The sequence below is a fragment of the Guyparkeria hydrothermalis genome (genome assembly GCF_023555375.1).
Taxonomy (GTDB): Bacteria; Pseudomonadota; Gammaproteobacteria; order Halothiobacillales; family Halothiobacillaceae; genus Guyparkeria; species Guyparkeria hydrothermalis.
This window is the reverse complement of record NZ_JAJSEE010000002.1, coordinates 195,001-208,549: the sequence shown is the minus strand read 5'-3', so window position 1 is coordinate 208,549 and position 13,549 is coordinate 195,001. Positions and strand designations below refer to the sequence as shown.

The 13,549-nt window shown below is 64.5% G+C and carries 9 protein-coding genes and 2 rRNA genes; 5 read left to right on the top strand and 6 right to left on the bottom strand.

Annotated elements, in window-relative coordinates; genetic code table 11:
• Positions 1-19: 19 nt before the first annotated feature.
• The 5 genes from ahcY to LV475_RS03520 all read left to right on the top strand — a co-directional run bounded on the left by ahcY (position 20) and on the right by LV475_RS03520 (position 5,477).
• Complete coding sequence (gene ahcY, locus LV475_RS03540; RefSeq protein WP_136867823.1) at positions 20-1,444, top strand: adenosylhomocysteinase; 1,425 nt, start codon at positions 20-22, stop codon at positions 1,442-1,444.
• 65 nt (positions 1,445-1,509) lie between these two features.
• Positions 1,510-2,352, top strand: coding sequence for a methylenetetrahydrofolate reductase [NAD(P)H] (gene metF / locus LV475_RS03535; protein ID WP_136867824.1), 843 nt, complete (start codon positions 1,510-1,512; stop codon positions 2,350-2,352).
• Between the two features lie 37 nt (positions 2,353-2,389).
• Entirely contained in the window at positions 2,390-3,379 is a 990-nt protein-coding gene (locus LV475_RS03530; RefSeq protein ID WP_136867825.1) for a 3-dehydroquinate synthase II domain-containing protein, read from the top strand.
• Between the two features lie 18 nt (positions 3,380-3,397).
• On the top strand, positions 3,398-4,738 hold the full coding sequence (locus LV475_RS03525; RefSeq protein ID WP_136867826.1) for an adenosylmethionine--8-amino-7-oxononanoate transaminase: 1,341 nt from the start codon (positions 3,398-3,400) through the stop codon (positions 4,736-4,738).
• A gap of 4 nt (positions 4,739-4,742) precedes the next feature.
• Positions 4,743-5,477 carry a 16S rRNA (uracil(1498)-N(3))-methyltransferase gene (locus tag LV475_RS03520; protein WP_136867827.1) on the top strand — a complete coding sequence of 245 codons (735 nt, stop codon included), beginning with the start codon at positions 4,743-4,745 and terminating at the stop codon, positions 5,475-5,477.
• A gap of 19 nt (positions 5,478-5,496) precedes the next feature.
• Here LV475_RS03520 and LV475_RS03515 read toward each other — a convergent pair whose 3' ends face one another.
• The 6 genes from LV475_RS03515 to LV475_RS03490 all read right to left on the bottom strand — a co-directional run bounded on the left by LV475_RS03515 (position 5,497) and on the right by LV475_RS03490 (position 13,316).
• The gene (locus LV475_RS03515) at positions 5,497-7,185 is read right to left on the bottom strand and encodes an NAD+ synthase (RefSeq protein WP_247709538.1); all 1,689 of its coding nucleotides are present in this window, start codon (positions 7,183-7,185) and stop codon (positions 5,497-5,499) included.
• Positions 7,182-8,084 carry a succinate--CoA ligase subunit alpha gene (gene sucD, locus LV475_RS03510; RefSeq protein WP_136867828.1) on the bottom strand — a complete coding sequence of 301 codons (903 nt, stop codon included), beginning with the start codon at positions 8,082-8,084 and terminating at the stop codon, positions 7,182-7,184. The genes LV475_RS03515 and sucD overlap by 4 nt, the downstream gene beginning before the upstream one ends.
• Entirely contained in the window at positions 8,081-9,268 is a 1,188-nt protein-coding gene (gene sucC / locus LV475_RS03505) for an ADP-forming succinate--CoA ligase subunit beta (RefSeq protein ID WP_136867829.1), read from the bottom strand. The genes sucD and sucC overlap by 4 nt, the downstream gene beginning before the upstream one ends.
• A 165-nt stretch (positions 9,269-9,433) precedes the next feature.
• Positions 9,434-9,703 (bottom strand): ComEA family DNA-binding protein, encoded by a 270-nt coding sequence (locus LV475_RS03500; protein WP_136867830.1) that lies wholly within the window; start codon positions 9,701-9,703, stop codon positions 9,434-9,436.
• 525 nt (positions 9,704-10,228) lie between these two features.
• Positions 10,229-10,344: ribosomal RNA gene (gene rrf, locus LV475_RS03495) — 5S ribosomal RNA — on the bottom strand.
• Positions 10,345-10,437: 93 nt separating this feature from the next.
• Positions 10,438-13,316: ribosomal RNA gene (locus LV475_RS03490) — 23S ribosomal RNA — on the bottom strand.
• Between the last annotated feature and the right edge of the window lie 233 nt (positions 13,317-13,549).

The following is a 13,549-nucleotide window of genomic DNA, read 5'->3' as shown; positions in this document are numbered from 1 at the left end:
ATCGACGAGGACGCTGACCGTGAATGCCGTAACCAAGCCGCAAGCCTTCAACGACTACAAGGTCGCCGACATCACGCTGGCCGACTGGGGTCGCCGCGAGATCCGCATCGCCGAGCGCGAGATGCCGGCCCTGATCAAGATCCGCGAGAAGTACCGCGCCGAGCAGCCGCTCGCCGGGGCGCGCATCGCCGGCTGTATCCACATGACCATCCAGACCGCGGTGCTGATCGAGACGCTCACCGCGCTCGGCGCCGAGGTGCGCTGGTCGTCGTGCAACATCTTCTCCACCCAGGACCACGCCGCGGCCGCCATCGCCGCCGCCGGCATCCCGGTATTCGCCTGGAAGGGCGAGACCGAGGAGGAGTACTGGTGGTGCGTCGAGCAGACCATCCAGGGACCGGGCGATGCCAACGAGGCCTGGACGCCCAACCTGCTCCTGGACGACGGCGGCGACCTCACCGGCCTGATGCACGAGAAGTACCCCAACCTGCTCGAGGGCATCCACGGCGTTTCCGAGGAGACCACTACCGGCGTCCACCGCCTGCTCGAGATGCTGGCCGAGGGTTCGCTCAAGATCCCGGCGATCAACGTCAACGACGCGGTCACCAAGTCGAAGAACGACAACAAGTACGGCTGCCGCCATTCGCTCTCGGACGCGATCAAGCGCGCTACCGACCACCTGCTGTCGGGCAAGCAGGCGCTGGTGGTCGGCTATGGCGACGTGGGCAAGGGCTCGGCCGCCTCGCTGCGCCAGGAAGGCATGATCGTCAAGGTCACCGAGATCGACCCGATCTGCGCCATGCAGGCGGCGATGGACGGCTTCGAGGTGGTCTCGCCCTATCGCGACGGCGTCAACACCGGCGATGACGCCGGCATCAATGCCGAGCTGCTGGGCAAGATCGACTTGATCGTGACCACCACCGGCAACGTCAACGTCTGCGACGCGCCCATGCTGCGCGCCCTGAAAAACGGCGCGGTGGTCTGCAACATCGGCCACTTCGACAACGAGATCGACACCGCCTACATGCGCAAGAACTGGGCCTGGGAGGAGATCAAGCCGCAGGTGCACAAGGTCTACCGCGAAGCAACCGCCGGCGGCGACTTCGACCCGGACAGCGAGAACTACCTGATCCTGCTCTCCGAGGGCCGCCTGGTGAACCTGGGCAACGCCACCGGCCACCCCAGCCGGATCATGGACGGCTCGTTCGCCAACCAGGTGCTCGCCCAGATCCACCTCTACCAGGACCGCTTCGCCGAGCTGCCGGCCGAGAAAAAGCAGGAGGCGCTGCGGGTCGAGGTGCTGCCCAAGCAGCTCGACGAGGAGGTCGCCCGCTACATGGTCGAAGGCTTCGGCGGCGTGCTCACCCGCATGACCGACGAGCAGGCGAAATACCTGGGCGTGCCCGCCGAGGGCCCGTTCAAGCCGGACGCCTATCGTTACTGATCCGGCCCGCCATGCCGGCCCGGGCGCTGCGCTCCCGGGCCCACCGTTCATTTCCCGGAGGAATCATGTCCATCCCGGTTTCCTGCGAATTCTTTCCGCCGAAGTCCGACGAGGGCGAGGCGAAACTGCGCGAGGTCTACCAGACCCTCGCCCGCGATATCCGCCCCGAGTACTTCTCGGTGACCTTCGGCGCCGGCGGCTCGACCCAGACGCGCACCTTCGAGACCGTCCGCGAGATCCAGCGCGACTCGGGCGTGCCGGCCGCCCCGCACCTGTCCTGCATCGGCTCCTCGCGCGAGGGGATCGCCGCGATCCTCGACGACTACCGCGAACAGGACATCCGTCGCATCGTCGCCCTGCGCGGCGATCTGCCCAGCGGGATGCAGGACCCGGGCGATTTTCGCTACGCCAACGAACTGGTCGCCTTCATCCGCGAGCACAGCGGCGACTGGTTCCACGTCGAGGTGGCCGCCTACCCGGAGATCCACCCGCAGGCGCCCAACGCCGAGGCGGATCTCGCCAACTTCAAGCGCAAGGTCGACGCCGGCGCGGATGCGGCGATCACGCAGTACTTCTACTCGATCGAGGCCTACCGGCGCTTTCTCGACGACTGCGAGCGGCTGAACATCGACGTGCCGATCGTCCCGGGCGTGATGCCGATCACCAACTACCAGCAGCTCGCGCGGTTCTCCGACATGTGCGGCGCCGATATCCCGCGCTGGCTGAGAAAGCGGCTGGAGGGGTTCGGTGACGACCTCGAGGGCTTGCGTGCCTTCGGCCATGACGTGGTCACCGACCTGTGCCGCGAACTGGTCGACGCGGGCGCGCCGGGCATCCACTTCTATGCCATGAATCGCTCGGGGCCGGTGATCCGCCTGTGCGAGGACGCCGGCCTGATCGGCGACTGACCCGCGGCCCGCCGGCGAGACGTTATACTCCCGCCCCATGAGCGACCCGACCCCGCGCAAGCACATCTGGATCGAACCGGCCGACGAGGCGGCGGCGCGCGCGGCCCGAGCGGCCGGCGCCACCGCCCTGGTCACGCCCGAGGGCACCGATACGGCGGGATTGCCGCGCGTCGGCGCGAACGGCGATCGGCAGGAAGGCCGCGACTTCGAGCGCTACCGCATCGAGCGGGAGGCCGACGAGGAAGCGGTTCGCCGCGATCGGCTCGCCGTGATCGAGCCGGCCGAATGGACCATCATCCCGGCCGAGAACCTGATCGCCCGTGGCGTCGACGTGATCCAGGTGGTCGACACCGCCGAGCAGGCCAAACTCGCCCTGACCATCATGGAACAGGGCGTGGCCGGCATCTGGCTGCGCCATGCCGACGTCGCCACCGTCGAGGCGCTCGGGCGCGTGCTCGACGAACTCCAGCCGCCCCCGGTCGCCCTGACCGAGGCGCGCATCACCGCGATCACCCCGGTGGGCATGGGCGACCGCAGCTGCCTCGACCTGATCGGCGAGCTCGCCCCCGGCGAGGGCCTGCTGGTGGGCAGCTTCAACCACGCCCGCTTTCTCGTGCACAGCGAGAACGTCGACAACCCGCACTGCGCCGCCCGCCCGTTCCGCGTGAATGCCGGCGCGATCCACGGCTACGTCGTTACCCCGGGCGATCGCATCCGCTACCTGGCCGAGATGGCCAGCGGCGATCCGGCCCTGGTGGTGGGCGCCGACGGGCAGACCCGCACGCTGGCCGTCGGCCGCAACAAGATCGAGCGCCGACCGATGGTGCAGGTCGAGGCGGTCGACGACGAGGGCACGACGATCTCCGCCATCCTGCAGCACGCCGAGACCATCCGCCTGGTGACCGCGCAAGGCACCGCGGTGAGCGTGCTCGATCTCACGCCCGGCGATCGGGTGCGCGTCTCGCTGGCCGAGCGCGGCGGACGGCACTTCGGTCGCCGGGTCGACGAAACCATTCTCGAACGGTAATCCCCAGGAGACCCCGGCATGACCCGCAACCAGGACTGGCAACGCCGCGACCTGAACGTCCTCTGGCACCCCTGCACCCAGATGAAGGACCACGAGTCCATCCCGCTGGTCCCCGTCGACCGCGGCGAGGGGCCGTGGCTGGTCGACTTCGACGGCCGGCGCTACCTCGACATCATCAGCTCGTGGTGGGTCAATATCTTCGGCCACGCCAACCCGTTCATCAACGAGCGCATCAAGGCGCAGGTCGACAAGCTCGAACACGTCATCCTCGCCGGCTTCTCGCACGCCCCGGTGGTTGAGCTGTCCGAGCGGTTGGTGGAGATTACGCCCTCCGGTCTCGACCGGGCCTTCTACGCCGACAACGGTTCGTCCGGGGTCGAGGTGGCGCTGAAGATGAGCTACCACTACTGGCGCAACAGCGGCCGACCCGAGAAGAGCGAGTTCGTCACCGTGGCCAACAGCTACCACGGCGAAACGCTCGGCACGCTCTCGGTCGGTGACGTCGGCCTGTACAAGGACACCTACGGCCCGCTGCTGCGCGCCACCGCCACGGCGCCCTCGCCGGCCTGCCGCCAGGACCGGGGCGACTGCCGCGAGCGCGCCGCGGAGGCACTCGACGGCATGCGACGGATCCTCGAGGCGCAGGCCGATCGCACCGCCGCGGTGATCGTCGAGCCGCTGGTCCAGTGCGCCGCGGGCATGCTGATGCACCACCCGGATTACATCCGCGGGCTGCGCATGCTCTGCGACGAGTTCGACGTGCACCTGATCGCCGACGAGATCGCGGTGGGCTTCGGCCGTACCGGCACGCTGTTCGCCTGCGAGCAGGCCGACATCACGCCCGACTTCATGTGCCTGTCCAAGGGGCTGACCGCCGGCTATCTGCCGCTGGCCGCCGTGCTCACCAGCGACACGGTCTACCAGGCGTTCTACGACGACTACAACAGCATGCGGGCCTTCCTGCACAGCCACAGCTTCACCGGCAACCCGCTCGCCTGCGCGGCTGCACTCGCCACCCTCGACCTGTTCGAGCGCGACGACGTCATCAACGCCAACCACAAGGCCCAGACAATCATGGACGGCCACCTGGCGGAGCTGGCCAAGCTGCCGCACATCACCAACGTGCGCCGCACCGGCATGATCGCGGCGATGGACCTGGTCGACCCGGCGACCGGCGAGCCGTTCCCCTCCGAGGAACGCCGCGGCGTGCGCGCCTACCAGCACGCCCTGGAACACGAACTGCTGCTGCGCCCGCTGGGCAACACGCTCTACTGGATGCCGCCCTACGTGCTGGACGAGGACGACTACCGGCACGTGTTCGAGGTCACGCGCGACGCCAGCCACGCGGCGGTACGCTGACGACATGCGCGTCCGCCGGGTCTTCGTCGACGACGCGCTTCAGGACGGGCGGGACATCGATCTGCCGGCCGAGACCGTCAATTACCTGCGCAACGTGCTGCGCCTGAAAGATGGCCAGCCGCTGGAGCTGTTCAACGGTCGGGGTCGGCGGGCCAGCGGGCTACTGTCACTGGCCCGCCGCGAGGCGCGCGTGCGGATCGAGGCAAGCGAACCGAGCCCGACCGAATCGGTGGTGCCGATCACGCTGCTGGCCGCCCTGGCCAAGGGCGAGAAGATGGAGCTGGTGATCCAGAAGGCCGTCGAGCTCGGGGTAACCACCATCGCGCCGGTGGAGACCGAACGTAGCGTGCTCGAGCTCAAGGGCGCGCGCGCCGAGAAGCGCATCGCCCGCTGGCGCCAGATCATGATCAATGCCTGCGAGCAATGCGGCCGCGACACCCTGCCCGAGATCGAGCCGATCCGATCGCTGCCCGACGCGCTGGCGACCACCGACTCCCCGCTACGGCTGGTGCTCGACCCGCGCGCCGCAAGACCGTTGACCGAACTGCGCGATCAGCCTCGACCCGAGGGCGTCGCGCTGCTGGTGGGCCCCGAGGGCGGATTGACGGAAGACGAGGTGGCGACGGCGGTCGGCCACGGCTTTCGCGCCCTGACCCTGGGGCCGCGGGTGCTGCGCGCGGAGACCGCGGCGATCACCGGTGTCGCGATACTGCAGTATCAGTGGGGAGACCTCGGCTGACGAGGTCAGAGGTTAGGGGTCAGGAATCGGCCTTGTCGGGCCGGAAGCCCGAGCTGATCGGGTAGCGACGGTCGCGGCCGAAGGCCCGACGGCTGATGCGCACGCCCGGAGGCGCCTGGCGACGCTTGTACTCGTTGACCAGGATCAGACCCACCACCCGACGCACCACCGCCTCGTCGAGCCCCATCGCCACGATTTCCTCGATGCTGCAATCGCGCTCGACGAAGGCCTCGATGATGCGGTCAAGGTCCTCGTAGGGTGGCAGCGAATCGGAATCCTTCTGGTCGGCGCGCAGCTCGGCGGACGGTTCGCGGGTAATGACCCGTTCCGGCACCGCGTCCAGTTCCGGACGCACGGTGCCACCCAGCGTGTTGCGGTAGCGCGCGAGTTCGTAGACCACCGTCTTGGGCACGTCCTTGATCGGCGCGAAGCCGCCGGCCATGTCGCCGTAGAGCGTGGCGTAACCGACGGCCAGTTCGGACTTGTTGCCGGTGGTCAGCAGCAGCCGGCCGAACTTGTTCGACAGCGCCATCAGGATCACGCCGCGGCCACGGGCCTGCAGGTTTTCCTCGGTGACGTCCTCGGCCAACCCCGCGAACAGCGGCGAGAGCGTATCGCGGAAGGATTCGAAGATCGGCTCGATCGAAATGGTCTCGCAGCGCACGCCCAGTGCCTCGCACTGTAGCTCGGCATCCTCGAGACTCATCGGCGAGGTGTAGCGCGAGGGCATGCGCACCGCGAGCACGTTGTCCGCGCCCAGGGCGTCGACCGCGAGCGCCAGCACGAGCGACGAGTCGATCCCGCCCGACAGCCCCAGCACCACGCCGGAAAACCCGTTCTTGCGCACGTAATCACGGATACCCGTGGTTAGTGCCCGGTAGATCTCCGCCTCGCCCTGCTGCCATTCGTGGCTGGGTCCGTGCGCCAGCACTTCGCCGTCCGGTGACACCTCGGTCCAGCCGATGCTCTCGGCAAAGCCGGGCAGGTGCATGTGATTGCCGGTCGGGCAGGAGACGAACGAGCGGCCATCGAAGACCAGCTCGTCTTGGCCGCCGACCAGGTTGACGTAGATGATCGCGCAGCCGCTCGAGTGGACACGCTCGGCGATCTGCGCCTCGCGCTCCCGGGTCTTCTGTCGATGAAACGGCGAGGCGTTGAGCACGCAGATCACGCGAGCGCCGGCTCCCGCCGTCTCTTCGATCGGCCCCTCGCGCCAGGCATCCTCGCAGATCACCACCCCGACCGGGACGCCATCGACGTCAGCGACCAGCGGGGACGTGCCCTTGCGGAAATAGCGCTTCTCGTCGAACACCCCGTAGTTGGGCAGCGCACGCTTGGCGTAACGGGCGACGATCTGCCCGTTATCGATCAACACCGCCTGGTTCTGGAGAAAACCCTCGGCGTCGCGTCCTGGCGTACCGATCAGCACCGCCGTGTCCCCGACCTGATCGGCGATGCGCACCAGCTGTGCCTCGCAGGAGTCGACGAAATCCCGGCGCAGCAAGAGGTCTTCGGGCGGATAGCCGGAAATGGTGAGCTCGGGGAAGACGACCAGCCGGGCGTCGACCTCCTTGCGGGCGCGCGCGACCAGTTCGATCACGCGCGAGGCGTTGGCGTGACAATCGCCGACCCGGGTGTTGATCTGGGCCAGCGCGATACGCAGGCCGTCGACCTCGCGTTCCTCGATGCGATTGAGTTGGTCAGTCACGATGCGCTCATGCCCTCGGACCGATTCTCAAGCACCCGCGCGGCCGTCACACCCAGTTCGGCCGGGCTTCCCACGACGTGGACGCCCGCGGCACGCAAGGCCTCGCATTTCGCCGCGGCCGTGCCCTTGCCCCCGGCGATCACGGCCCCGGCGTGCCCCATGCGTTTGCCGGCCGGGGCGGTCGCGCCAGCGATATAGGCCACCACCGGCTTGGGGTAGCCCTGGCGGATGAACTCGGCGGCCGCCTCCTCGGCGCCACCGCCGATCTCGCCCACCATCAGCACCAGTTCGGTCTGCGGATCATCGGCAAAGCGCGACAGGCAATCGATGAAATCCAGCCCGCCGACGGGGTCACCGCCGATGCCCACGCAGGTGCTCTGACCCAGTCCGGCCGCCGTGGTCTGCGCCACGGCCTCGTAGGTCAGCGTGCCGGAGCGCGAGACGATACCGACACGTCCCTTCTGGTGAATCGCACCCGGCATGATGCCGATCTTGCATCCATCCGGCGTGATCAGCCCCGGGCAGTTGGGTCCGATCAGGCAGGCATCCGGGTAATCCTGCGCCAGTACCGCCTTGACCTTGAGCATGTCGATTACGGGGATGCCCTCGGTAATGCAGGCGATCACCTCGATCCCCGCAGCGGCCGCCTCCAGGATCGAATCGGCAGCAAATGGGGCGGGCACGTAGATCATGCTCGCCGTGGCACCGGTCTCGCGTACCGCGTCGGCAACCGTGTCGAACACCGGCAGGCCCAGGTGCGTCTGACCGCCCTTGCCGGGGGTCACGCCCCCGACCAGCCGGGTGCCGTAGGCAAGCGCCTGTTCGGAGTGGAAGGTGCCCTGCTTGCCGGTGAAGCCCTGGCAAATCACGCGGGTGGATTCGTCGACCAGAATGCTCATCGGGCAGCCTCCCGGCTCTTGTTGGCGAGTTCCACGGCGCGACCGGCGGCCGCGGCGAGGTCATCCTCGGCGGTCAGGGCCAGGCCGGACTCGGCCAGCATGCGCCGCCCCTGCTCGGCGTTGGTACCGGCCAGGCGCACGACGGTGGGCACGTCCAGCGCGACCTCGCGCGCGGCCTCGAGGATGCCCTCGGCGATCAGGTCGCAGCGCACGATGCCCCCGAAGATATTGACCAGGATGGCCTCGACGCGCGGGTTTTCCAGGATCAGCTTGAACGCCTCGGTCACCTTGGCCGCGGATGTGCCGCCGCCGACATCCAGGAAGTTGGCCGGCATGCCACCGGCGTGCTGGATCAGGTCCATGGTTGCCATGGCAAGGCCGGCGCCGTTGACCATGCAGGCGATGTTGCCGTCGAGCGAAACGTAGTTCAGACCATGATCGATCGCCTTGCGCTCGGCCGGGTCTTCCTGGGCCACGTCGCGCTGCTGCCACCAGTCGGCCTGACGATAGCCGGCGTTGTCGTCCAGCGAGACCTTGGCATCGACCACGGCCAGATCGCCTCCCTCGACACGCGCCAGGGGGTTGATCTCGATCAGCGCCGCGTCGCGTTCGACGAACGCGCGATAGAGCTTGAGCGCCAGCCCGACGAACGCCTTTACCTGCGGTCCTTCCAGACCGAGGGCGAAGGCCAGGTCACGCGCTTGGTAGGCAGCCAGGCCGACCGTCGGGTTGACCACGGCGCGGAAGATCGCCTCGGGGTGGGATGCCGCGACGGCCTCGATGTCCATGCCGCCTTGCGGGGAGCCGATCATCACGACGCGCTGCAACGCGCGGTCGACCGTCACCGCCAGATAGTACTCGTGTTCGATCTTGGCGGCCGGTTCGACCAGCACGGCATCCACCGGCAGCCCCGCCGGGCCGGTCTGCCCGGTGACCAGCCGCGTGCCGATCAACGCATCAGCGGCCTCGACCACCTCATCGCCGGACGCCACCAACCGCACGCCACCGGCCTTGCCACGCGCGCCGCTGTGCACCTGCGCCTTGACGACCCAGCGGCCCGTCTCGCTGCTCGGCAATGCCGTCGCAACCTGCTTGGCACTCGCCTGCTTGAGCAGCAGGTTGGGAGGCACGTCGATGCCGACTTCCGATAGTAGCGACTTGGCCTGGTATTCATGCAGGTTCATGGTGTGGCCATTCCGAGGATCAAGGGTGTAAAAGGCGTCATTGTCGCGCACCAACGCGCCATTGTCATGCCCATCCCCGCATCCATTCCGTGCCCAGCCAGCAAGAAAAAGCCCCGGCAAAACCGGGGCAACGAGTCACTCAGGGGAGAAACCGAAACGAGAGGATCAGTCGGGTCGCACCAGGACGTGGGGTCGCAGGCGTTGAACCGTCCTCGGCCCGAGCCCCCAGACGGAGTCAAGCTCGTCGATGGATTCAAAGCCGCCCACCGTCTGGCGATGGAGGACGATTCGTTCGGCCTGGACCGGGCCAACGCCTTGCACGTCGGCAAGCTCTCCCACCGACGCCTCGTTCAGATCGAGTACGGCCGCCTGAACCGGCACGACCCCGACCACTAGCAAGGCACAAACGACACCGGCCATTACCGACTGCTGCAACACCGACCACCTCTTTATGGAGAACCAGCCGGAAGCGTATGCCTGACGCGCGAGCGAGACTATGGGCAAAGTCAGCAATCAACGTAGGAATCGACCTTTTCTCTTGTACGCCGATTCCTACAAATCCAACCATGCCACGGCCATGCCTCGCCAAGTGGCGGGAGACACAATGGACGCGTTGGACCTGGCCGCACCGCAACGGTTGCCTAGACTTTCAGGGGCCCAAACATCGGCCCAGTCCAAGTCGGCCGATCCGCGCCACACCGCCGAGGAGAGTAGCCGACGCCGGAAACACGCCACAAACGAAAAACCCCGTCGAGCATGGGCTGGGACGGGGTTATTCGGAATGCGGAGCCTGGCGTTGACCGACTTCCCATGGGGGCGAACGAGGACCGGGTGTCCAGTGGACCGCCGCAGTCGACGTGAACGCCGCTGCCGACGGGCTGCGGCAGAGAGCCCGAAAGGGCTTCCCCAGAACGGAGAAGCCCCCGCAACCTGACGGTTACGGGGGCCTCTAAATGGGGAGCCTGGCGTTGACCTACTTTCACATGGGGAAGCCCCACACTATCATCGGCGATGCGGCGTTTCACTGCTGTGTTCGGGATGGGAACAGGTGGTTCCACCGCTCTATGGACGCCAGGCGAAGGGGTAGCCGACCGGCCCAGGGTTAGCTGAGGCCGATCGGCGGTAAAGTGAATGCGTGTTGTATCTAGTGCGTGTTGCTTTGGCGTTATATGGTCAAGCCGCACGGGTAATTAGTACGGGTTAGCTGCATGCATTACTGCACTTCCACATCCCGCCTATCAACGTGGTGGTCTTCCACGGCCCTTCAGGGGGCTCGAAGCCCCGGGGAGATCTCATCTTGGGGTTGGCTTCCCGCTTAGATGCTTTCAGCGGTTATCCAATCCGAACTTAGCTACCCGGCAGTGCCACTGGCGTGACAACCGGAACACCAGAGGTTCGTCCATCCCGGTCCTCTCGTACTAAGGACAGATTCCCTCAAATCTCCAACGCCCACGGCAGATAGGGACCGAACTGTCTCACGACGTTCTGAACCCAGCTCGCGTACCACTTTAAATGGCGAACAGCCATACCCTTGGGACCTGCTTCAGCCCCAGGATGTGATGAGCCGACATCGAGGTGCCAAACACTGCCGTCGATATGGACTCTTGGGCAGTATCAGCCTGTTATCCCCGGAGTACCTTTTATCCGTTGAGCGATGGCCCTTCCATACAGAACCACCGGATCACTAGAACCGTCTTTCGACCCTGTTCGACGTGTCTGTCTCACAGTCAAGCTGGCTTATGCTCTTGCACTAACCGCACGATTTCCGACCGTGCTTAGCCAACCTTCGTGCTCCTCTGTTACGCTTTCGGAGGAGACCGCCCCAGTCAAACTACCCACCATGCACGGTCCCCGACCCGGATAACGGGCCTGGGTTAGAACACCAAACATACCAGGGTGGTATTTCAAGGTTGGCTCCACCAGAACTGGCGTCCTGGTTTCAAAGCCTCCCACCTATCCTACACAAGTAGGTTCAGTATTCAGTGCAAAGCTGTAGTAAAGGTTCACGGGGTCTTTCCGTCTTGCCGCGGGTACACTGCATCTTCACAGCGATTTCAATTTCACTGAGTCTCGGGTGGAGACAGCGCCGCCATCGTTACGCCATTCGTGCAGGTCGGAACTTACCCGACAAGGAATTTCGCTACCTTAGGACCGTTATAGTTACGGCCGCCGTTTACCGGGGCTTCGATCAAGGGCTTCTCCGAAGATAACCCCATCAATTAACCTTCCGGCACCGGGCAGGCGTCACACCCTATACGTCCTCTTTCGAGTTTGCAGAGTGCTGTGTTTTTGATAAACAGTCGCAGCGGCCTGGTCACTGCAACCCCCTTCAGCTTACGGAGCAAGTCCGATCACCTAACGGGGGCGCACCTTCTCCCGAAGTTACGGTGCTATTTTGCCTAGTTCCTTCACCCGAGTTCTCTCAACGCCTTGGAATTCTCATCCAGTCCACCTGTGTCGGTTTCGGGTACGGTCAACCGTTATCTGAAGCTTAGAGGCTTTTCCTGGAAGCATGGCATCAACCACTTCGTTCCCGTGGGAACTCGTCGTCACCTCTCGGTGTTGATCTCCCGGATTTGCCTAAGAGATCCACCTACGGGCTTAAACCGGACACCAACTGCCGGCTGGCCTAGCCTTCTCCGTCCCCCCATCGCAATAACGGTCGGTGCAGGAATATTAACCTGCTTCCCATCGACTACGCTTCTCAGCCTCGCCTTAGGGGCCGACTCACCCTGCGCCGATTGACGTTGCGCAGGAAACCTTGGACTTTCGGCGTACGAGGTTTTCACTCGTATTATCGTTACTCATGTCAGCATTCGCACTTCCGATACCTCCAGCAAACCTCACAGTTCACCTTCGCAGGCCTACGGAACGCTCCTCTACCATGCCTTACGGCATCCGCAGCTTCGGCGGTGTGCTTGAGCCCCGGTAAATCTTCCGCGCAGGCCGACTTGACCAGTGAGCTATTACGCTTTCTTTAAAGGATGGCTGCTTCTAAGCCAACCTCCTGGCTGTCTCTGCCTTCCCACATCGTTTCCCACTTAGCACACACTTGGGGGCCTTAGCTGGCGGTCTGGGTTGTTTCCCTCTCCACGACGGACGTTAGCACCCGCCGTGTGTCTCCCGTGATTGCACTTCTCGGTATTCGGAGTTTGCCATGGTTTGGTAAGTCGGGATGACCCCCTAGCCATAACAGTGCTCTACCCCCGAGAGTGAGACACGAGGCGCTACCTAAATAGCTTTCGAGGAGAACCAGCTATCTCCGGGCTTGATTAGCCTTTCACTCCGACCCACAGCTCATCCCCTAATTTTTCAACATTAGTGGGTTCGGGCCTCCAGTCAGTATTACCTGACCTTCACCCTGGCCATGGGTAGATCGCGCCGGTTTCGGGTCTACTGACCGCGACTGAACGCCCTGTTCAGACTCGCTTTCGCTACGCCTCCCCTACTCGGTTAAGCTTGCCACGATCAGTAAGTCGCTGACCCATTATACAAAAGGTACGCAGTCACAGAACAAGTCTGCTCCTACTGCTTGTACGCACACGGTTTCAGGTTCTATTTCACTCCCCTCGCCGGGGTTCTTTTCGCCTTTCCCTCACGGTACTGGTTCACTATCGGTCGGTAAGGAGTATTTAGCCTTGGAGGATGGTCCCCCCATGTTCAGACAGGATTCCACGTGTCCCGCCCTACTCGACATCACGCTAAAAGAGCTTTCGTGTACGGGGCTATCACCCGCTATGGCCAGACTTTCCAGACTGTTCCACTAACTCTAAAAGCGCTTGATGGGCTGCTCCCCGTTCGCTCGCCGCTACTAGGGGAATCTCGGTTGATTTCTTTTCCTCGAGCTACTTAGATGTTTCAGTTCGCTCGGTTCGCCTCCATGACCTATGTATTCAGTCATGGATACCTCCTAAGAGGTGGGTTTCCCCATTCGGACATCTCCGGATCAACGCGTATTGCCAACTCCCCGGAGCTTTTCGCAGGCTGTCACGTCCTTCATCGCCTCTTACCGCCTAGGCATCCACCGTGTGCGCTTGGTCACTTGACCATATAACCCAAAGCAACACACCAACTTGGTGTGTCACGAGTTATGTCTCGCTGACACAAGATACAACGTACAAACATGAATCTTTCGATTCATGCCGCATTCACTTTACCTTGTTAAAGATCGGTTGCTTCTGACCGTGTCAGAACCCAAAACACCACCGTTCGGTGATGCTCTCGGTTATGACTCGATTTCGACGAGCCGTGACCAATCGGCCAGGGCGTTCCCCAGGGCCG

Excerpts from the sequence above, each read along its gene's own strand:
- metF (WP_136867824.1), top strand. The coding sequence starts at position 1,510 with ATGTCCATCCCGGTTTCCTGCGAATTCTTTCCGCCGAAGTCCGACGAG.
- LV475_RS03530 (WP_136867825.1), top strand. The coding sequence starts at position 2,390 with ATGAGCGACCCGACCCCGCGCAAGCACATCTGGATCGAACCGGCCGAC.
- LV475_RS03525 (WP_136867826.1), top strand. The coding sequence starts at position 3,398 with ATGACCCGCAACCAGGACTGGCAACGCCGCGACCTGAACGTCCTCTGG.
- LV475_RS03520 (WP_136867827.1), top strand. The coding sequence starts at position 4,743 with ATGCGCGTCCGCCGGGTCTTCGTCGACGACGCGCTTCAGGACGGGCGG.
- sucD (WP_136867828.1), bottom strand. The coding sequence starts at position 8,084 with ATGAGCATTCTGGTCGACGAATCCACCCGCGTGATTTGCCAGGGCTTC.
- sucC (WP_136867829.1), bottom strand. The coding sequence starts at position 9,268 with ATGAACCTGCATGAATACCAGGCCAAGTCGCTACTATCGGAAGTCGGC.